At 50.2% G+C, this 21,320-nt stretch carries 18 protein-coding genes; 7 read left to right on the top strand and 11 right to left on the bottom strand.

What is annotated here, in order from left to right:
- Nucleotides 1-216 precede the first annotated feature (216 nt).
- Nucleotides 217-840 (bottom strand): Hsp20/alpha crystallin family protein, encoded by a 624-nt coding sequence (locus ACTNE6_RS08590; protein WP_228779237.1) that lies wholly within the window; start codon nucleotides 838-840, stop codon nucleotides 217-219.
- A 580-nt stretch (nucleotides 841-1,420) separates the two neighbouring features.
- Between ACTNE6_RS08590 and ACTNE6_RS08585 the strand changes: the two genes are divergently transcribed.
- The 3 genes from ACTNE6_RS08585 to ACTNE6_RS08575 all read left to right on the top strand — a co-directional run bounded on the left by ACTNE6_RS08585 (nucleotide 1,421) and on the right by ACTNE6_RS08575 (nucleotide 4,420).
- A complete protein-coding gene (locus tag ACTNE6_RS08585) occupies nucleotides 1,421-1,765 on the top strand; it encodes a hypothetical protein (RefSeq protein WP_442499353.1) in 345 nt (114 codons plus the stop codon).
- A gap of 313 nt (nucleotides 1,766-2,078) precedes the next feature.
- Nucleotides 2,079-2,594: an aspartate carbamoyltransferase gene (locus ACTNE6_RS08580; protein ID WP_442499352.1), complete on the top strand. Its 516-nt coding sequence runs from the start codon at nucleotides 2,079-2,081 to the stop codon at nucleotides 2,592-2,594.
- A 191-nt stretch (nucleotides 2,595-2,785) separates the two neighbouring features.
- Nucleotides 2,786-4,420, top strand: coding sequence for a hypothetical protein (locus ACTNE6_RS08575; protein WP_442499351.1), 1,635 nt, complete (start codon nucleotides 2,786-2,788; stop codon nucleotides 4,418-4,420).
- 66 nt (nucleotides 4,421-4,486) lie between these two features.
- Here the strand turns inward: ACTNE6_RS08575 and ACTNE6_RS08570 are convergent, their stop codons facing one another.
- From ACTNE6_RS08570 to ACTNE6_RS08530, 9 genes are all read right to left on the bottom strand, one after another.
- Nucleotides 4,487-5,905, bottom strand: a complete 1,419-nt coding sequence (locus ACTNE6_RS08570) for a glycosyltransferase (protein ID WP_442499350.1) — start codon at nucleotides 5,903-5,905, stop codon at nucleotides 4,487-4,489.
- 755 nt (nucleotides 5,906-6,660) lie between these two features.
- On the bottom strand, nucleotides 6,661-8,109 hold the full coding sequence (locus ACTNE6_RS08565; protein ID WP_442499349.1) for a carotenoid oxygenase family protein: 1,449 nt from the start codon (nucleotides 8,107-8,109) through the stop codon (nucleotides 6,661-6,663).
- Between the two features lie 567 nt (nucleotides 8,110-8,676).
- Nucleotides 8,677-8,955 carry an Lpp/OprI family alanine-zipper lipoprotein gene (locus tag ACTNE6_RS08560; RefSeq protein ID WP_194971840.1) on the bottom strand — a complete coding sequence of 93 codons (279 nt, stop codon included), beginning with the start codon at nucleotides 8,953-8,955 and terminating at the stop codon, nucleotides 8,677-8,679.
- A 542-nt stretch (nucleotides 8,956-9,497) separates the two neighbouring features.
- Entirely contained in the window at nucleotides 9,498-10,688 is a 1,191-nt protein-coding gene (locus tag ACTNE6_RS08555; RefSeq protein ID WP_442499683.1) for a patatin-like phospholipase family protein, read from the bottom strand.
- Between the two features lie 117 nt (nucleotides 10,689-10,805).
- Nucleotides 10,806-11,633 carry a hypothetical protein gene (locus ACTNE6_RS08550; RefSeq protein WP_442499348.1) on the bottom strand — a complete coding sequence of 276 codons (828 nt, stop codon included), beginning with the start codon at nucleotides 11,631-11,633 and terminating at the stop codon, nucleotides 10,806-10,808.
- Nucleotides 11,634-11,671: 38 nt separating this feature from the next.
- Nucleotides 11,672-12,382 (bottom strand): DUF4410 domain-containing protein, encoded by a 711-nt coding sequence (locus tag ACTNE6_RS08545; protein ID WP_194971842.1) that lies wholly within the window; start codon nucleotides 12,380-12,382, stop codon nucleotides 11,672-11,674.
- 129 nt (nucleotides 12,383-12,511) lie between these two features.
- Nucleotides 12,512-13,345 carry a hypothetical protein gene (locus tag ACTNE6_RS08540; protein WP_442499347.1) on the bottom strand — a complete coding sequence of 278 codons (834 nt, stop codon included), beginning with the start codon at nucleotides 13,343-13,345 and terminating at the stop codon, nucleotides 12,512-12,514.
- Nucleotides 13,342-14,202, bottom strand: coding sequence for a DUF2092 domain-containing protein (locus ACTNE6_RS08535; RefSeq protein ID WP_442499346.1), 861 nt, complete (start codon nucleotides 14,200-14,202; stop codon nucleotides 13,342-13,344). Before ACTNE6_RS08535 ends, ACTNE6_RS08540 begins: the two co-directional genes overlap by 4 nt.
- A 315-nt stretch (nucleotides 14,203-14,517) precedes the next feature.
- Nucleotides 14,518-15,189, bottom strand: a complete 672-nt coding sequence (locus tag ACTNE6_RS08530) for a hypothetical protein (RefSeq protein WP_442499345.1) — start codon at nucleotides 15,187-15,189, stop codon at nucleotides 14,518-14,520.
- A gap of 25 nt (nucleotides 15,190-15,214) precedes the next feature.
- On the opposite strand from ACTNE6_RS08530, the gene ACTNE6_RS08525 reads away from it, so the two are divergent.
- Both ACTNE6_RS08525 and ACTNE6_RS08520 read left to right on the top strand, forming a co-directional pair.
- A complete protein-coding gene (locus ACTNE6_RS08525) occupies nucleotides 15,215-16,291 on the top strand; it encodes a hypothetical protein (RefSeq protein WP_442499344.1) in 1,077 nt (358 codons plus the stop codon).
- Between the two features lie 89 nt (nucleotides 16,292-16,380).
- Entirely contained in the window at nucleotides 16,381-17,418 is a 1,038-nt protein-coding gene (locus ACTNE6_RS08520; protein WP_442499343.1) for a hypothetical protein, read from the top strand.
- A gap of 260 nt (nucleotides 17,419-17,678) precedes the next feature.
- Here the strand turns inward: ACTNE6_RS08520 and ACTNE6_RS08515 are convergent, their stop codons facing one another.
- Nucleotides 17,679-18,575 (bottom strand): LysR family transcriptional regulator, encoded by an 897-nt coding sequence (locus ACTNE6_RS08515; RefSeq protein WP_442499342.1) that lies wholly within the window; start codon nucleotides 18,573-18,575, stop codon nucleotides 17,679-17,681.
- A gap of 182 nt (nucleotides 18,576-18,757) precedes the next feature.
- Between ACTNE6_RS08515 and ACTNE6_RS08510 the strand changes: the two genes are divergently transcribed.
- Both ACTNE6_RS08510 and ACTNE6_RS08505 read left to right on the top strand, forming a co-directional pair.
- Nucleotides 18,758-19,558, top strand: coding sequence for a class I SAM-dependent methyltransferase (locus ACTNE6_RS08510; RefSeq protein WP_442499341.1), 801 nt, complete (start codon nucleotides 18,758-18,760; stop codon nucleotides 19,556-19,558).
- Between the two features lie 72 nt (nucleotides 19,559-19,630).
- Entirely contained in the window at nucleotides 19,631-20,695 is a 1,065-nt protein-coding gene (locus tag ACTNE6_RS08505) for a TolB family protein (protein ID WP_442499340.1), read from the top strand.
- Nucleotides 20,696-21,320 lie beyond the last annotated feature (625 nt).

Genomic DNA, 21,320 nt, shown 5'->3' with positions numbered 1-21,320 from the left:
AATCGAAAACATAACCCAAATGCCTGGAGAAGTTCAGGCACTCATCGGAATGAAAATGATCCATTAATTGGGCAACAGTGCGCCAGAGACTTTCGTAAGTCTTCAAGCCGGACGGGATATCTATCCCGTCCGTAGCGTTTACTCAATCGGATGGCGTTTTAACGTTATAGACAGAATAAATATTTTGTCTCTCGCAGAATTTCGAAGCCAGCCAAGCTACTGTATCTGTATAGATTTACGCTGGCTTTTTTCCATTTTTGGAATAGTCACGCACAATATGCCATCTTTAAATGTTGCTTTAGCATTATCTTCATCGACATAGTCGGGCAAAGACAATGTGCGCTGATATTCGCCCCGCGTCATTTCCCGGCGTAAATATCGGCCCTCTCCCTCTGATTTTTCTTCCTGGGTGGTAGCCCGGATAGTCATAATCTGATTGTTGATCGACACATCCAGATCTTCCTTTTTAACACCAGGCAACTCCGCCTGAACCTCGATTTCTTTGTCACGTTCCACGACATCGACTTTGGGAACGCCCCTTCCCATCATCATACCCCGGCCGCCAGAGCCTCTCTCCATGCCCATCGTGGGCAAATTCCAGTCGAACAATCGGGGCCATCTGCGTGATAAAAAGTCATCAAACAAATTATCGAGTTCATCAAATGACATTAACCCTCTACCCATTGAAGGCGAACGCTGCATGCCTTGCTGTCCTTGTTGACCTTGCTGCATGCTTTGCTGCCCTTGTTGACTTTGTTGTCCTTGCTGGGCGCTAGTTCCACCATTACCCTTTTTTACATTAACTTCGCCGCTCTCTGTACCGGGTCTGCTACTATTCATGACATTCTCCTAAACAGTTCGCACTATAAAATTGCCCAGAAACTCGGAATCGATGGAATTGAGTCATGCGCTTGCCACCGCTCCATCATTCGTTTTCTGCTCCCAGCCTGCGATCAAGCGCCTAACCTGTTCCAAACCATCTGAATTCTGTGCTGTGATTCGCATGATTCAGCAATCCATGCACAACAAAAACTCCTCTAACGTATTTTGTAATTGTGATCACTTTCTCTAAAAAAATAAATTCGTCCCATTACCTAATTCAGTCTTACAGACGATCGCTTTAGCATTTTGCCTGATCCCCAAACGTTGAGAATTCGATAATTCACTTTGTTAGATTGCAAGCGCAACTCTACCCTTATAACGCTCGAGAACTGAATGAACGGCTGGCGGTCAACAGGTGCAAAAGTAAAGCATGGAAAAACAGACGCCATCAGGTTGATGCTTGCTGACGTCATCAATTCAACCCGTACGATTATCCATGCCGGCGGAAAAGGACTCCGGAACAAAGCCCGTTCAAGCTGCCTCGATAATCCGGGGCTCATTGAATTGAGCAACAATCGCCAAACATGAGGATGAGAAAATGAAACAAGCTTCCGCAAGACAGCATCTTAACGACATCGTAGCCAATATACGCGCTGCCGAACTTCTGCTTGTACAGGCCAGCAGACAAACTTCCGATCTGGAGCTACTGATTAAGCTGCACATTGAATATTCGGCCTTGGATTCCTATCTGTCTCAAGTCTTGCATACGCTCGCACTTTCAGACGAAGCGTTTTTTACAACAGCGACTGATGCTTTAAAACAGCAATGCGGCGTATTGCAGCAAGAGGCGGAAGACATTGGCGTGACCGTCCCTGATTTTGACCTTGCCTCGGAAATTGCCCGTTATTTGGCACAAGCCTCACAAAGCGCAGCGATGCTGTAGATCCATTGCGTCAATCGGGCATCACGCGAAACTCATGATTCCGGGCTGACACAGGCCGGAATGTATGCTTCATGGTGATAGAACCGTGAAACAGCGCGTGCCCTAGGTTTGTTGCGATTGATCAATCCTGATCAGCTCATGATCACAGAGAGCGCCACTTGTCCCTCAGGCCTGGCTTCCGTGAAGTTCCAATCCGGCCTGAAGCTAAATCACAGCCGAATATTGAACCTGATCAACAAAAACCGGGTCTGTTATGGTGAAGTTTCAAGATACGGTGTTTTCATTTGGTTTTAACTCAACGTGAAGTGCGATTATGAAACATTACCTCTTATTATATGTTGGACTTTTGTTTTTTTCTCCAATGGCGCCGGCCCTGGAAAAAGTCAGCCCGGATCAGAAGGCTGAAGTGCATCAGCGCCAGCAGCAAGCAGTGCCCTATTCATTGGACCAAACCCTGCAGACATTTTCCAAGACCGTTCACGGCGGCGTACAGCATGTCATCGCCAAATCACCAAACAATACCCAGGCAATAAAATTAATCCAGGACCATCTGCAAAAAATTGCCGATGAATTCAGAAAAGGCGATTTTTCCGCGACGGAACGCATGCACGACCCCAACATGCCGGGCTTGGCCCAGTTGAAAAAGGCTGAAGCCGACGATATAAAATTTGAATATAAAGCGTTGGCAAACGGCGGGCAGATTCATTATTCGACTGAATATCCGCAGTACGTCCAGGCGCTTCATGAATGGTTCGACGCCCAGGCGAGCGAACACGGCAACGATACCGTGCCGGAACACAGCAAGCACCATGCAACGCCGGCGGAATAAACTAAAACTGGAAATCAGGCATTGAAAGGCCATTAAAGCGGCCTTTCAATGACAACTGCATAGAGTCGCGCCACTTTCCTGCCAAGTTACATCGAACAGCCAATCTTCGGCCGTTGAGCGGGATTGTTTATAAACCTTGCCTGAACAGGTGTCCGATTTGTGCCGACCATGCCCCTCTCGGAGTAATCCATATGAACACGCTTTATTTGAAATTTAACAGTTATTTCGAATATTCGGTTTATATTTTTTTTATAGCTATTTATCCGTTTTTATTCATTCAATACGGCTTGGATTATACCGACGGCCCTTTTACGTACATTGGCTACGCTGGCCATGGGTTTGAATTTTTCAATGTGACATTTTTATCGGTTTCAATAGGATCATGGTGGGCATCCATTTTTGGCGACAGCATCATATCCTTTCGAATCTCTGCAACTCTATTAGAGATTATATCCATAACAATCCCGGTATTTTTTTTATCACGAAATGATTACATAAAGATAAAGCTGCGTTATCTGGCACTTGCTGTAATTTTTTCCACTACATTAAACGGTTATATATTGAATTATGACGTCATCTCATTATTCTTCCTATCGTTAATAGCAACGGGATTTTTACTTTATTTAAGAGACGGTGGGTATTTACTTTTGGTATTGGTAGGTGCTTTAACGGCACTCGTCGCATCAGCCCGTTTGCCAAGCATTGTTGTGGTTTTTCCGGTATTGTCTATTTTATGCTTTCAAGTCTACAGCAAAAAATTATCAGCCCGGGAGGGTATTATTTTAACAGGGAGTTACTTAGTTACTTTTTCTGTTCTGTTTTTTCTATTAAGAACACTGTTTATTACAACTGGAACCTCGTCGCCGCAGCTTGGAGCCACCCATTCATTATTTAATGTATTAAAGTCTGAAGCGAGAGACGGGGCTATAGTCTTTGAGATGATGGCGGTTTTATCCCTTCTGGCTCTGATTTACAACAAGCTTAGCGCATTATCTATATCAGCGGTTTATATCCGCGCCATACTCTCTGTAATTATCTCTCTCTATCTTTTGGTCCGTATCATTCCGCCCGCCTATAACTGGAACATATCGTTATTTTATTCCGCGATTGTTTTATGGATTCTGCTGGTGCTGCTGTACGATTCCTACCGCAAAAACAATCAGGATGATATTGCGGTCTATTTGTTCTGCATCATGTTAGGCTTTGTACCTGCTCTCGGTTCCGATACAGGCCTGCTCAAATTGAGCAGTGGATATATAATTTTGATGCCTGTCTTATTATATCAATTCAGAAATATCCACCTGCCAAAAGAGAACGTTATTAATATACGTTTACTGGCTCTTTTTGTGATCGGCCTGTCGATTTTCAATAAAGCAGGGCTAGGCAGAACATACGAGGATCAACCTATAAGGCAATTGACTGCGGAGGTTGATCATAAGAAGCTAAGATGGATTAAAACCAGCAAGGAAAGAAAAGACCAGATTGAAAGCGTACTATCAAAGGTGAATGAATTAAGAGCATCCGATCCCCATTCCAATTTTATGTTTTATGGCAGTAAGGCCTATTTGTTTACTTATTTGACCGATTCGGAAATACCTTATTCCACCCCTTTTTATATGACATATCAGAATAAAGAAGACGAACAAAGAATGTCGGACTATCTATCTGAAAACAGTGCAAGGCCGTATGTGTTTCTTATATTTGATTATCCTGATAAGCCTGTGGACATGAATGGCTATTTAATTGCTGAGTGTTTGAAGAGGCATGGATATAAACTGGCTTATAATGGATTAAATTATCAAATCTATGCAATTGAGAAAACATGAATATTTCTTCTAAATACTTATTAGCGGCGCTTTTCTGCGCCTTAAAATAGCCTGGATTAAATACAGTTAAATAACTTTCTCAATGATATAACGCGGACGCCGTTTGGTTTCCGAGTAAACTTTCGCCAAGTATTCACCCAGGACGCCAAGGCATAATAACTGTATGCCACCGAGAAAATAAATAGGCAAAACAGTGGAGGCCCAGCCTGGAACCGCGTCATGAGTAAACAAACGGATCGTAATTGCCCAGGCTGAAAACAAGAAGCTGATCAGCGATACCGTCAGACCTAAACCGGTAATAAGGCGCAAAGGAAGATCCGAGAAAGCCGTGATGCCTTGCCATGCGAATGAGAGCATTTTCTTCAGCGGGTATTTCGACTCGCCCGCGTAACGTTCGGCGCGATCATAATAGACAAGCGTTGACGAAAACCCTAATTGAGGAATAATTCCGCGAAGGAATAAATTGACTTCGTCAAATTCTCTCAGCGCTTCAATGACTCGGCGACTCATTAAACGGTAGTCAGCATGATTGTAGACAATCTCCACGCCCATGGCGCTTAACAGGCGGTAATAGGCTTTTGCGGTAACGCTCTTGAAGAAGGTATCGGTTTGGCGGGAATCTCTGACGCCATACACAATATCGTAGCCGGCCGCATAATAATCGATCATCTTCTTAATGGCGGACAGGTCGTCCTGCAGATCGGCATCTGCGCTGATGACCACCTCGCCTTCCGTTGTCAACAGGCCCGCCAATAAAGCATTTTGGTGGCCGCGGTTGCGCGACAGCTTGATGCCGTGGATAAATTCGTGGGTCTCGGACAACGTTTCTATCAATTCCCACGTCCGATCGCGACTACCGTCGTCGATGTAATACACACGGCTGCTTGGCGCAATTTTTCCCTCGGCAATAAGCGGCTGCAACAAATCTGCCAATTGCCGGGTTGTTTCCAATAACACAGCCTCCTCGTTGTAGCAAGGCACAACAATGCTTGCATCAATCGGCCGAGAAATCAGAGGTTCCGTATTCACTACGGCTATCTCATCCGGATGATCCATCGTTGCCTCTGTGTCTCTCGGTATCCGGAAAGCAAAGTAGCGACTGCCGAGATAACCGATGGCCGTGTAGGGAATAATGCCGACCGCTTGAGCCATATAGGGATTCAAATCGAAATGAGTGCCAGCAGACAGAACCGCAGCATACTGGTTTAAATTGAAATGAGCGTCAGCAAATAGAACCGTGGCGAGGTTGGCCGAGTACGCTACGGCCAGCACCAGCATATAACGCAGAAAACTGGCAGCGACGTGATCGTCATTACTGAAAGTCCAGGTCTTGTTCAAAGCGAAACTCAGCAAAATGCCGACTGAATAGCCGAACGCATTTGCAGACACAATTCCCAGTTGTAAAACGTACATGGCAAAATAAATGGTACTTAATCCGACCAATGTGTTCGCAACGCCGACAAGCAAGTATCGCACAAGTGTCACATCAACTCTCCAGCTGCTTGATTACATGAAAGAATTTGTAACTACTGACCATCAAATTTTGCTTAGCTTAAATCATTGTAAAAAAAGTAAGGTGTAAACATAAATCCGTGCAACTGCTTATTTTCAGATGCACCATAAAACAGCGGAAGCCCTGAAAATCCGGCAGTATCATTAAGTAATGGCGCGGATAGTCATAGAATCCAAGGCATGCCATTAATAAACATTTGACCATGAAGGACTCGAATGCCGCCAAGAATGAGGGCGGTAGAATTGTGTCTGGAACAGCAATCGAGAACACGAAGCTTTAATGTATTGATCAACTTGTTTATTCTTCGTGACCTTCGTGGTGAATAAGACTTTCATGACGTTTTCATTAATACTTTCACAGCCTCGTACGCATCGCGTACCTTTCCGGACCTGCGGTGTGCCGAAAAGCCCTGAACTGATATTACGCAGTCAGTTGAATTCAGATCGGTTTGGCTAAAGTGCCGCTAGTGCGACAGTTTTATTTAATCGGGTTTCACGAAAAACATCCCTGTTTTTCGCCTTGGCAGGCGACTAGGTCGTGCAAATCGGCCATCCTGCCGATTTGTCCTGCGCTCCTCACTTTTAACAGGGGGTGTCAAAAGGGACAGGGTACCTGTCGTAACTTCAGTAAATAAGCTATTGATCGAGGAATCTTGCCGGACATCCGACCAGGATAGCCATTACAAGCTTATTCTGAACCTGTTCGCCGCCGCTCATTGCGCCATGGCTCAACTGTGGAGCGTCCGAAATGACAACGGCCCATTCCCTTCTTTCAAATAGTTGCCATGGAATCCGAAGGGAATAGCATGAGGCGCCTCCACGCGAGCCAGCTCTTCGTAGCCGGAAGCCGTCAGGATCAATAAGAAAGAAGTTTCCTTCCTGGCATCCAGTACGACAGAAAGGATGATCCCATCATCTTCTTTCAACGCATCAGGCACTAACACAAGCACCGGCTCGCCCGGATAGCAACCGTTCCGGTGCCAGGATGCGTGTTGCCGCCCTTCAAGGTCCAGCTTTACCAGTTTGTCGTTGAAATTGCCGGTGATCTCGCTGCCTACGCCGTAAACGTAACGGTAAGGATGTCCGGCACGGTTTCGGTAGTCGAAGCGGGGAAAATCCATCGGGGTCTCGGAAAGCGTTTCAATTGCGACATTCTCTCCGCCGTACAAATTGATGCGGAAACGCGTCAGCTTGCCCAGAGCCGTCAATGGCTGGTCCGAGCGAAGGCGGTCCAGATAGAGCAGATCTATGACACTGGCATCGGGATAGGTCACAATGTCGACCACAACCTCGCCGTCTTCCTCGAAGGCGTTGACGTGGTGAAAGCCGAAATACGGCATCGAGCGGGCCGACGTCATCAGACGCCCCGTCTCTTTGTCGATCACATGGAAATGAATGCCGCGCTCCGGCTCCCAGTCATAATTCCGGATGAAAGACTTGCCGCTGAACCGCAGCTTTAGCGGATTTACCACCAGCGGGAATTCGGTGAGGACAAGGTATCGCTCCGTCATCCCGAACGAGTGCATATAAGCAGGCTTTCGCACTGGCAAGGTAGCAACCCGCACGCGCCGTCCGGCATCCGCAGCCATGCTGTAGAGGTGATACCGGCTCTGCAGGCCGAATTCCAGCAGATAGCCATAGTGGCGCATCCGCTGAAAGTCGAAGTGCAGATGGGCGGTTGAAACATGTCCTGTGAGCCCGTCCTGATAATCATAGGCGCCGAGCGTCTCAAGTGTTTCCGGGTCGAACCGGAAAGGCCGCGGGGTTTCAGTCAGAGCCACGAGCTCATCCCCGAATTTGCTGATATTGACGCTGCAGTTATCGGTAAATTTCGAGAAGAACAGGTCAGCGACACGCTGCAGAGGTGTCCGGACGGGATTGGTCGCGAACTCGCGCCGGCTGATCCTCCCCAGTGCCATGGCCTCCTGATAGGCCCGGCTATGAAGGAAGCGATTGGCGTATGAAACGCGGCCGTCGGAGAAGGCGAACCGGTGCAGCATGGCGAGACCGTCAAACCAGTGATTATATCGCTGCCCGCCCACCTCGAACTTGGCCGGGCCGTTTCGAAAAAGGGTGCCTTGCAGCCATGTGGGAACAGCGCCCTGGACAGGCAAATCGTCGATGCGAGTCTCGGTGCCAAGCGTGGTAAAGCCTAGCCGATAAGGTGAATGATTCATGGTCTGCCGCCTCAGGTGCCGCTTTGTCCATCCCTGGAATTGAAAGATGTGTGCGAGGAATTATAGAGTTCCCATATAACTACCATATTCAACGCTTTAATAACCATAAAGAGTTGATCAAAAAATCAATTAACCAATGGGGCATCAAATCCGCCTATTTAATTGATGTTGCGCAGAGGCGGATTGTTACGTCGTTATGCTGTTTGATAATGGCCTGGTTTTCAATTCGGGTAACGGGGGTGGGAGCGATGGCTGCATCGCGACTTGTCGGGCGATTTTAAATCGCGATGTATACCAAAGGGCATAAAGGCATCGCTCCCACGGGGACGGCCTTGACCTGAAGGGACCTCGGAAGTTATTTTTAGCCGAATCCTCAGACGTATGAGTCAATTGTCTGCGTAACATCAGATATTAATTAGAACAGTGATATAGATTATTGCCAGTCAGCTGTGATGCAACTGACTGGCAAATAGTTGCCGCAGTTTCACGGTCTTGATAAGCAGAAATCACCCCAGAATCCGGGTATTTTTCCCATCGGGCTACTTTTTGCTCTTGCACGGCAAGAGTTTATTTCATCATTGATCTTCTGAAACCGCTATCCAATTTGCTATTGGCATCTTGAGCTAATTGGGCTGCCCGATTAGCTGCATCTTCCGCTGCTTGGGCTCTTGCAGCGGCGTCAGCCGCTGCGGATTGTGCATTTGCCGCATCGGATGATGCTTGAGAAACTTTAGCATTCAAGCCATCAATCTGCGACTGTATATTTTCAACATCGCCACTCGTCGCACAAGCCGTAACCATACTGAAAGCCAAAGTAATCATTGATAATTTTATTATTTTTTTCATAGGATTTTCCTCACTGAAGATTATCGTTAAATATGTTAAACAACTTTCAATTTTTCCTCGTTCAGTGTCTATCTTTACTGATTTATCTCATCAATATTATTTAAAAACAGTAAACCAATGATTTTAACGCTTTTTATTGGCAATTATTGGATAGGCTTCATTCCACAAAGTTTCATGCAAATAACTGGATTATGCTTAATTTGAGCTTGCTCAATGAATTTTGGATATTTTGTGAAGAAATATATTCCATACAATATTATTCCTATCACCATTGATCATCAGATAAATATTTAAGGAATAATTTCACTGATCAGGGTTATAGATATGGGCTGCCGTTTTAATCGTTTTTTGAGATCAAAAACAAACTCCATCGAATAGTATTTATAGAAAAGCTCTAAACAGTAATATTGGATTTATAAAATTTTGCCTGATTCAATGCTTCAGCGGAGCTTCAGTACGCTCACCCGTTAAGCCTTGTGTTCCGGCTTTATAATCAGTCTTGTTCCGCTGCAACCTATCCCATCCGGCCCGGGCTGGGGATGCTATTCATGATCGGCCCCATGCTCGGGAAAGAATCCTGGCGGGCTCTTCTTCCAGCGGTAGCCGTAGCGGGCCAGGTTGTAGCCGGTATCGAACAAGACCTTCATCACCTGATTGTTGAACTCATCGCTCCGGTTCGTATCCAGTTCATCGGGAATGTGGGCCAGATTGAAATCGAGGCCGTCCCGTTGGGCGACTACGTAAATGCGGTAGATATCACCGACGCCCTGGGCCTTGATCAGCGAAGCAACAGAGCGCGGGGCGATGGAGCGCATGACCGGCTTCACGTCAAGCCAAGTGGGCTTGAGCCGGGTATTGCGGATAACGAAGACCCGCGGTATGCGGCGGGGCCGGTCAAATCCGAGCACCTTCCTGCCTGCCGGCAGGTTCAACATAGGACCGTAAAGGAACACCTGATTGGTCACGCCTCCATCGACATGCATTTCGTCATAGCGATCCCCGGCGGCTTCAACGGAAATATATATCGGGGGAAAAGCCACCGGCACGGCTGCGGAGGCAATCATGATCTTACGGAACAGTTCGAGCGCATCCTGATGACCCGACGCCGCGATGGCGCTCATGTTCCAGATCACGGGCCGCTGTGCATCCAGGGCGGTAGTGCCGATATAGAGCCGTCTCCCCTTAAGATGCTCAGCGGCGATGTCCTTGAGCATCTTCTCATCGACATAGTCCGTAGTAAGCTTGGCGAGAGGGTCATTCAGCGCGATGGCATCCGTCTGCACCATGCCGAAGAGGGATTTCAGCTTAAAAACTTCCTTGGAAGAAATCGTCGTGTACACCTTTTTCAATTTCTCGTCATAGGCCGGCCCCAAAAATGCGAACGGCGCAGTCAATGCTCCCGTGCTTATGCCGGTGACCAGCTTAAAGCTCGGACGGTTGCCGGCGGCAGACCAGCCGCACAACATTCCCGCGCCGAAAGCGCCATCCCCGCCGCCGCCCGAAATTGCCAGGATATCGACATATTCGCCCTCCCGAAACAGGCCGCTCCGCTCTTCCTGCCGGAGGGATTCGATCAAGTCCTTCTGGAATACCGGGCTGAATTCATCGCCCCAGGCCCGCACACCCGGCACTCCCGGCACCTGCACCAGCGCCTCGACCTGCTGCGGCGGCGGAGAATGGGGCCGGAGGGCGGCGCAACCGGACAATGCAGTCATAATCAAGCCCCAATACACTGGCAAAGCAATCAATTTGATCATAGCAAAACCTCTTTAGAATCCAGCGCCATCAAGAGCATGTGAATCTTGCTTCAATACCAGGACACGAGTGACTTAAACCAGACACATTGATCTTTACCAATAGCCTGTCAGCCCGATGAACGGTCCGCTCATCGTGACGTTGGTTTCAATGAGGCGTTTTTTCAAATCCAGGCGCAGGGCTCTATAGCCGGCTTCCAGCGAGGCAGATACGCCGAACAGAGTGGTGCGATAGCCGACCATCCCCATCACGGAGCCGGCGAAATCGACATCGTCCATGCCAAAGCCGCCGCCATTGCCGTCCACCAGCACGAACCATTCCGGGCTGAATTCCACCGTGAACCGCCCGCCGATGAGCGGACTGGAGAGACTCTCGCTGGAAGAGGCGTTGCCTATGCCCCTGAACTCAACCTGATTGTCCAGCCAGATGGTTCGCCCGCCGAGATAGACTTCGAGCATGTTGGACCTCGTCTTTTTTGCCCAGTGACCGACCTGCTCCGCAGCCGGCGCGCCGAACAGCCGGTACATGACCCCGTACTCCATGATGCCCAACTGGCTTGACAAGCCCTTGCTGATCCCCTGGTCGAATCCGGGCTCGAAATCCAGACCCATGTAATTGCCATCCACATACAACCCCAGCCGCTCGTAATGTGCTTCAAGCCTGCCCATAAAAGCCAGCGGGAAGTTACTTAGCTCTTCGGCAATATCGATAAAACTGGTGTCGACCGACTTGCTAAACCGGCCTGCGGAGAAGTCGCCGTCCACACCGGGCAACCAACCGTAGAGCGTGAGATTGAAAGCCCAGGGATTTTTGACGGCGCCCTCTTCATTAGCCTCGGCGCCGTGCAAACTGAATGCCGCCGCCAAGCCTGCCACTAGAGCCAAGGCTTTGAAAAATGGAAACAGACCGCCTTTTTTAGTCATGTCAAACTCCTGCTGAGATAACTTCCCATATCACTTGATTAAATCCACCCCTGTTCTCTGAATCTCCCCCTCAGCTGATAGGCGATCTCCTTGGCAGTCGCCTGCGCGGCATCTGCCAGCGTTGCCGGACCTTTCCTTTCTCCTTCCAGTCTCGACGCGCCATTGACGATAAGATCGAGAGGGCTCCCCGTCGCGGCGAGGCTTATAAAACCCATCGGCATGCCCGGCGATTTGCTGCCCACGGGCTCAAGCTGCCCCGTTCCAAATCTGAACAAACCCTGATCCATCTCCAGGTGTCCCTCGACCAATGTCCTCAGGTCGGCAGTCTTGGAGCTTAATCCGATCAGCATATGCTCGCCGAGGCAGTCCTGATCAATAGAGACGAAATAACCTCTGATAACCAGATCTCCTATCTGCGGCGCTGGTTGGCTGGCGGCGTACACGGCCGGCAGTCCCATGTCCTGAATCTCGGCAACCAGATTCTGCGCGACTTCAGCGCCCAATGTGCGGCCGGTCTCGATCTGCTCCGGCGTTTGCAGCGCCGGATATCCGGCAAATCGGCCAGCGAGAGCGAAGTCGGATGAAACATCGCCCGGCGTCGCGGCAAAGTCATGAACAATGATGCGGTCGGGCCGGTCAATCTTTTCGCCCATGAACGGTTGGCGTGCAGTAATCTGGGTGCCGGATGCGCATCCGACCAGAATAATCAGGGCAAATAAACTTGGCACAGTAAGGTTAAGCCGTCTCATGACAATCCTCCAGTGACAGATCCAATGCAATGAATTGAAAAAGGGCTAGGGACATTGCCCCGGCCCGATCATAGGGTTATAAATTTCAATTTGCTTCTGTAGAGGGTAATTACGTCCTGCACTGGTTATCTAGCGTGGCTCTGGCACGGGCACATAAATGACGCCGCTGTTGCTGTAAGCCTGGGTATACCAAGTGGAGCCGCACTGATAATAAGTCACGCCGGCAACAATTTTGGTAGTAGCCGCGCAAGGCAGGCTCGCATAGCCTGAAGGCGGAGGGGCAGCCTGGACCACTGTCGTGGACGATTCGCCAGTGTTCTCCGATGACTCGCCCGCCGCATAGCCGCCGACAGCACCCAGCGCCGCCGCACCGACCGCCACGGCCGCGACTTCGCCGTCGTCCCAGTCGTCATGGTCATAGTAATAGCCTGATGGCGGATAATAGCCTGAGGGTGGATAGTAACCACGAGGATAAGACTGCGCGGCTTGTTGACGGCTCTGCTGCGCCTGTTGCTGCTGCGCTTGACGGCTCTGCTGCGCTTGCTGTCCGTATTGTTGCCGGCTCTGTTGCGCTTGTTGTCCGTATTCTTGCCGGCTTTGCTGCGCCTGTTGTCCGTATTGTTGCCGGCTCTGCTGCAACTGCTGCCTGTCGTATTGCGGAGGGCTCTGCTGTAATTGCTGCCGTCTCTGCTGCGCTGAGCCGGCGTAAGCCTGACGGGATGCAGCGCCTGCCCTGCTGCCCTGATAGCTTGAAGCGCGGGAGGCAAAGCTGCCGCTAGCCGCAGCCCCGCTTCGTGAAAAACCGCCCCCTCCAGCCCCGCCGCCACGGGAAAAGCCTCCTCCACCGCCCCGGAAGCCTCCGCCGCCTCCGCGACCACGGGCGGCAGCCTCATCCACGGACCCTATCAGTAAAATGATGATGGCCATAGCAACTGTAACGCATATTGAAGGTCTGATATTCATTTCTGTCCTCCGGTTTGTTCCGGGGCCGCTTCCCTCTGAAGCGCGACTTGGGGTAACTGTGCAAGAAAGGAAATCTTCTTTGCTCCTTCGGGCGGGGTGAATGCGAATTGGGCATCCCGGACTTCGGGCGAGAGATTCCAATCGGAAAAATGTGCCCGGAACTGGGGTTGCCCCTCGGCGTTCTTGTAAGTCAATACTATGCGGAGCGGCAGCGGCTGGGCGCCTTCTTTGATCCAGACCTGATAATCTACCGTCTCGGTGCGTCCTGCCAAATGATGCGCAGGCACGCCATAGATTTCAGTCCTCTCTACATAGTCGAGCGACTGGGTCCGGCGCTTGAGTTCGTCCGGAGACCGGCTGACTAGGAGCACGGCCAGCGGCAACCTCATGTTAAGATCCTTGAGAAAATAGGTAACCGCCGCATCGATACCGCCGGGCTTGTAGACTTGCGCATAGACGTTCCGGGACGGATTGAAGACCGTGATATCCTTGCCATCGTACAGGACGACGTGCTTATCGCCATCGCTATGCGCCGCTTCAACGCGCAGTTCGTTAGGTCGGCTCACGGTGACCTGTCGCGTTTCGCCGAATTCGATTTTCTGTCCGGATGGCTGAACCGTGTCGTAACTTTCCTGAATGTTCACGCTGTAGCGCGGCGCCTTGGCCAGAAACTCGGCCATACGCATGAGGATAGCATCCGCGTCCGCCGGCTCTTCTGCGGCTTGTTCTTCCGCCAATGACTTGACTGCCGACCGTTCAGGACGCGTCGCCGCCTTTTCTTCCGCGCAGCCCGCCAATGTTGCCAGGAGTGTCACGCACAGTGCGGCGCCTATGCCCGGATATCGTGTCGTCTTCATGAACTGCCTCCTTCAATGACATGTTGAAATTTCGCTAGCTCACTGTCTTCTTACACGGCCTTACGTCCGATCATGGCCTTTATGCCTTATTTTTCTCCTTTTGAACATTGACACCCTACCGCGCCCGTCGTTCCGGCGCGATGGGTTCCAGCTTGACGAGTTGTGCAAAGTCAGGATGGAGCGCCGCAGCATACAAGCCCCTTTCTCGCTCCGGCTCAAGGTTTGCCTTATTCACATGTCGCTTAAACAAATTCCAGGGTTGACCGTCTTAATGCGGACATGACAATAAATAAAAGGGTTGCTCAAATGAAACTATTAGAAAAAATAAAGCACGAGTTCCTGCTCGTCTTGCCGCCAGTGATCTTTTTTTTCTTCGCCTTCCTGCTGCTTGCCATCACCCAGCGTCTGATTCAACGCCAATACGGGATTCCTCTGAGCGGATTTGGCGGAGCGGCAATCGGCGCTCTGCTGGTCGGGAAGGTTGTCCTGATCGTTGACAGCCTGCCCTTTATGAATAAATTTCCCCGTAAACCATTGCTCTATAACATTGCCTGGAAAAGCAGCGTTTATTTTCTCGCCACATTTATTGTACGTTATATCGAACATATCTTTCCGCTGCTGCGAAAGTATGGGGTGATCATGGACGCACACCGGCACCTGATGGCGGAAGTCATATGGCCCCATTTCTGGATAATCCAGATGTGGCTGGCGGTCGTGTTCTTTCTTTATTGCTCCCTGCGTGAACTGGTGCGCGTGATCGGCCGAGAGGAAATCATCCGTATATTTCTTCTCGGCGGAAAAGCCAGACAAGGCTAACGCCGCGCCACAGTTTGAAAAAATGCCGGAAATGCGCCTCAGTTGTTCAATTATCATTTTCAGGGACCGCATGTTCCTGAGTAATACAGTAGGTATTCGACCTAAGTTTTTTGGCTGGGTTTTTCTTGTATCTTTTGCCGAAGCACTGCTTCGGATTAACCATTTCGGCAATAGGCAACAGGATGGATCTCACGCCATGAACAAATCCTACCGCGAAGTTTGCAACATAAAGACCAAGCACACAGCCATAGCAATGCTGATCGCTGCGGCGAGCCTGTCGCTATACGCCAGTGATTCGATCATATGGGGAGCAAGTAAATCCAGGGCCGACTATGACGCCTGGCTCAAAGACAACAAGCCGGCCAGCGTAGAAGAACTTCTGAAAGGTCCCGCTTTTCCGCCGACCGACGAGTCCATGTTCCTGTCCAAAGTCTACCCTTCGAATCGGTCTGTAAATCCCGCCGCGCCCCCTATTCCGCCAATTACGGACCAACAGTTGCGGATGCAGGTCAGCCAGCTATCCGGGCAAGCCGGGCTGAAAGTCATGGATGACCCTGCAATTCAGGCAAAAACTCAGGATCTTCGGTTGCGGGCGGCCCTGGCAACGACCATAGACAGCACATTAGGAGGAACTGTTGACGCAATCAAAAGCGCTGTCTATTCCAACGTTGCCTTCGGACATCTGCCAACGGGCGACAGCGTGGCTGCGCATGTCATTGACGATGGAACCGGACACTTCAAAATCATTATCAACGAAAACTGCCAACATGAAGATATTCGTCTGTTGGGCCTATTGCTGGGGCACGAAGTCTTGCATCAGGATGCCCGCTTATCCGTTCGGGAGGAATTGATAGCCCATACCTTTGAAATTCTGGCCTATGCCCGGCATGTGATAAAAGATCCCATGCTGGCCAGCCAGGGCACGGCATTGGTCCGCTTTTTAAACACTGTGGCGATGGGGCTCCTGAACAGCCGCCAGTCTGATGGTTTGATCCATCTTCTGGAAGGACGGGATGAGGAGATCTGGCCGGGATCGAACAGTTCAGTGGATTATTTGGCCCAGAGATTCGTTGAAGCCGGCCTAGGCCTTGATACGCCAGGCAATGAAGCGCTGCTCTACTCGATGCGCAAATTGACCGGAAATAAAAAATTGGCAAAAGCCAGCTTTGATGACGACACGCTGATTCTGCTGGATAAAAAAATCAACACCTTGTTCAGCCCTGAGGACTGGATCGCTCTGGCTGAGGCGCTCAAGCTGGATACCGGCAGCTGAAATGGCCATTTAATCCGATTGTGTTTCTTGCCTGTGAACGCTTATAGTTTATGTTACTCATCACATCGTTTACCGACAGGAAGCGCACAATGCCAGGAATAGTAAAGCATGCCGCCATCATCGCATGGCTGTTAGGCGTCAGTTTTGTTGTGAACGGAACTCCCGCCTTTGCTGAACAGCCCGCAATCGAGGAGATCTTGAGCGTGCTGGGAATGAATAAGGCTCAAATTAACGAACTTGCACAAAGGCAGCCAATCGTTTATGACTTGAGCGAAGGCCGTTCCGACGAGATCGCTGCCGGCATCGCCTGGTATCTGCCGGTTCCCTTGGCCAAAGTGGCAGGACAGTTGCGGACGGATGATCCGGATTTGCTCGACGTCGATGTCACTGCGCACGGGATATTGATGACGCACGACAAAGCGGATGCCTTGTCGCCTGTGGTTTTGCCCAGCGAAGAAATCGAAGCGTTATTGGATGCCGAACCGGGCGGCCAATTCAATCTCTCCAGCGATGAAATCGAGAACTTTAGAACGCTCAAACGGACAGCCAATGGCACCCCCGATGAAGCCATCCGGGACGCAATCGGGCAACGCTACCGCGCGATGCTTTTCGATCGGTTTGAAGCCTATCGGCGCGATGGAACTTACGCCATAGCGCCTTACGCGCGTGACAACAATCAGAGCGTTAAACCTTCCGTTGAACTGGACCAGGCCGCAAACGCAAGCGTCATTCTGGAGCGCTACGTTCCGGCCTTGCACAAAGCCTGGATAAACTATCCGGCAGCCTTGCCGCCCAGAACGAATGAGGTATTTCAATGGGTCGAAAAAAATGTGCAAAACCGGCCGGCCTTCATTCTCAGGCACCACGTCAATCATGATTGGAACGGCGGGGCATTGGTGCTGACCCGGGAATTCTATGCATCCCATTCATATAATGCTAGCCAGTGGGTAACCGGATGCTTGGCGTATCGCGACGGCACGGTGGTCTTTCAGCAAGTGCGCAGTTACGCCGATCAGTTGTCAGGAGTCGCAACCGATGTCAGGCATTTGATAGGCCGGAAATTGCTGAAAAACAAAATGCTCAAATCTTTTGAAAGGCTCTGCGGAGTCTTGAGGCATTGCCATTGATGGGCATTGCGATTTTCAACCCATCTGGCCCGTTGTCCAGGCTGCCAACTCGCCATGGAGGTAGTCCCGGCAATCCGCTAGCGCATTAATTTTCCATCCATTTATCGATTTCAATTCAAAAAGCACCGCCAGCGCGACGGTTATTTGAATTCAACGGTAGCCCCTTGTGCCCTTCCCGAAACGCTTCCCCGAAATAGGGGCATTAACAGGATCGCATCATCTTATTGGAGAATGGCCGAAGATCAGCTTAAAGCTGAATTTCAGCGTAACTCATTTTTCCTCGGCTTTCGGCCTTCCAGCAAGTCGATTTCTTTAATCAGAAATTCGACCATGCGATCTCGAAAGATACGAACTCTTGCCGTTGTGCGTAGATCGACGTGGCTGAGAACCCAGACGTCATGCCCGGATTCGACATGATCTACAGGCACTCGCACTAGCTCATCCGCCTCATCAGCCAAAGAGCAAGGCAGTAAAGCCAATCCCAGGCCTTCCTTGCACATTTCAAACATCGCCACGCTGGAATTCGTCCGATATGCCCGCTTGAGCTTGGGAAAGTTTTTTTTAATCCAGCAAGGCATGGTGACTCCGTCGCCTATCCAGGTGATGCAGGGCGGCGTTTCCGGCGAAAGGTTTTTCAATAATTCCGGGTGGCCATAGACATGATACGCGAGCCTGCAGATGCGTTTGCCCGCCACATTCGGCGGCGGCTCGATAATGGCTTGAATCGCAATGTCGGCCTCCCGGCCGGCCAGATTCAAGACTTCTTCGGCAGCGATCAACTCAAAATCGACATCGGGATGGTCTCTTTTGAAATCGCGGATTACCGGCATCACAAAACGCTTGGAGCAAACATCGGAAACCGTGACTTTGATTAACCCTGAAACGTCCTCGGAGTCGCTCTCGATTTTTCGATGGATGGCATTGGCTTTGTGCGCCATCTCTTCGGCAAGCATGACGATCTTTTCCCCGGCAGGCGTAATTACCCAGCCTTTTGCGGTGCGGTCGAACAGGGCTCTACCCAATTGGCTTTCCAGGTGAGCGATTCGGCGGCTCACTGTCGATTGATTAACGCCGAGCCGCGAGCCAGCTTCCGTGACGTTTCCTGAGCGGACGACTTCGATGAAGTAACGCAGATCGTCCCAATTTAAATCATGCATATTTGCAAGAACCTTATGCTAAATTCAATATTAGTTATGCATTTTAATCATTAACCACATGCGCTACAATGTTTTATGGGTTGGAAGAAACCGGGAAATGCCACCGCATTCCATACTGCTTTCAACCACTTGTTGCGCCTGACGGCCGCATTTGTGTTCAGATTTGATCGAGGGAAATTACTATGGCGGGCTATGTTGATGATGTCGTTATTCCGTATGATCGTGATCTTGGACCGGTACTGTTCGAGCATTATGGTGCCGATACCGCAAGACGCGTCGCCGAACAATCGCCGATGGATGTGCTGGAAATTGCCGCCGGCACCGGCATCGTGACCCGGCATCTGCGTAATTTGCTTTCCAAAGAGGCCCGCCTGACCGCGATCGACATCAGCGATTCCATGATGGATATGGCTCGCTCAAAGTTTCTTCCCGACGAACAAGTCATCTTCCAGAACGCCGACGCTACCGCGCTGCCATTCGGTGACGAGGCCTTCGATGCCGTAGTCTGCCAGTTCGGGATTATGTTTTTTGACCGGGAAAAGGGCTTTCGCGAGGTTTACCGTACCTTGAAGCCCAACGGCCGTTACTTGTTCCGCGTCTGGGACTCCGAACGCTACAATCCCTTTGCCAGCTTGAGCTTCGAAGTCCTCAAGCAATACTTTCCGTCGGATACCCCCCGGTTTCTATTCGACCCGGTGTCCTGCCACCAAATCGATCCGCTCAAGGAACAGTTGATCCACATCGGCTTTGATCCTGTAGTCATTTCCGTCCAACGTCACGAATACGATATTCTCGATGTGACGGCTTTCGCGCGGGCCCTGGTATACACGCCGGTGATCTTTGAAATCAGGGACCGTGGCGGCGTCGACCCTGAGGAGATTGTGAAGGAACTGGCGGAGGCGTTTAAAAAAGAATTCGGCTCAAGCCCGATGCGTTATCCGATGCAGGCGATACTGTTTGAGACAGAAAAGCGCAAGGCCTGAATATATCGATGTTAGCCGATCGAAAAAACATTCTTATTCGATTGACCCAACCCTAATAACTATGTGCAGTGTATGAAAACAAAATCCCTTATCCCTAATTACTGTTTAGGGGCGTTGACACTCCTCTTAGCCCAGAACGTGTCGTATGCGATGCCGGGCATGGATATGCCGGCCAGTGAAGACGCGAAAGCGCCGTCTATAGCGAAAAGCATGGGTGAGCCGATAAACTCACCGGCCTCGGAATTTGAGCTGACCTATAGCGCCGACGGCAAAACGGTCATTTTCGTTTCAACCCGACCAGGCGTCATCGAGTCAAAAGGGAATCCCTACAGTTTCGACATCTGGATGTCGCACAACGTAAATGGCGCCTGGCAAACCCCCATTCATCTGGGGCCCGGCATTGACCCAACGGTGGGACCGAACATCAATACATCTGCCTGGGAGCTTGAGCCGAGCCTCTCGGATGACGGTAACGCCATTTATTTTACGCGCTACGAGCCGGGTAATCTGTCTACCGGCGAACTTTACGTGACGCAGAAAGTTGACGGTGTCTGGCAGCCGGCCCGAAACTGGAACGACGTGCCGGAACTGCCGCACCTCAATACGCCGACTGGCGAAGAACATTGTCCGATCATCGCTTCGGACAGCCTGATTTACTTCAGCTACCAGCAACCGGGCGTCACCCAGGACAGCGACATCTGGAAAGTCGAAAAGAAAAATGGCGTTTGGCAGAAACCTCAGAGCCTGGGACCCAGAATCAACTCCCCTTACCGGGATCATCTGCACTGGACGGGACTATCGAAGGACGGCAAAAGCATCATCATTACCAGCATGCGTCCGGATCACGGCTCGCGGGGCGGACATGATGAATGGATTTCCTATCAGAATCCCAAGGGCGAGTGGCAGGAGCCTTTGAACCTGGGCGACACCATCAATACGGCTGGCGAAGACATGTGCTGGTCCTTCACGCCCGATGGCAAGAAATTTTTCGGCGGCTGGGGGCCGCAGGGCTCTTATGATATGGATGTCATGTGGGTCAACAAAGACGATGTGCCTTTACTCAAGAATTTCGATCCTATCGGGCCGCCGCCCAACCTGCTTGCCAAAAATAAGGCAAAAACCGGCGGCTCCAATTAGTTGCACCGTTCAGCTACAAGAGCCCGCTTAATTTTTTGCCTATCGACAAGCTCTTCGACAATTGAACGTTCCGGCCTGAAACAGGCCGGAACGTGCGGCTGTCTTGCTTTAAATGCCGCGATTCAATCAGGGCAATGCGATGGCAGTAGAGAATCGGTTTTTGCCTATCAATTGACTGGTGTAGTTCGGCCATAGGTATTTAGTCGAATTGTATCTCAGTTGAAATGTTGTATTTTTGAGCCGTAATCAAGGTTAGATTAGTGATTTCTATCCAACTTCTGAGGTTCAAATGGGCCAAATTTTAGGATATGTTCTTCTGTTAATTGTTGCCTTTTATCTACTAACCTATATCGTAGATCCTGTTTTAATTGTATTGATAATTATTGCATTCGTTGTAGCCTGGTTTTTTCTGTATACGAAAGCGAGGCAGAAGTGAAAGGTATGAATGGGTTGGTTTTGGGTAATTGCGACCGGCTCTGATGTGCCAATTTCTGCCGATCGGCAAATATAAGTGGACGTCTGTTTACCTTTAAAAACGGTCATTCAGAGATCGACGGTGAGTATCCACATACCCAAACTCGACGGTCAGATGGCGCAATAATTATTTTGAATACTGAACGGCACT

The sequence above is a fragment of the Methylobacter sp. sgz302048 genome (genome assembly GCF_052162025.1).
Classification (GTDB): domain Bacteria; phylum Pseudomonadota; class Gammaproteobacteria; order Methylococcales; family Methylomonadaceae; genus Methylobacter.
This window is presented reverse-complemented; position numbering and strand designations above follow the sequence as displayed.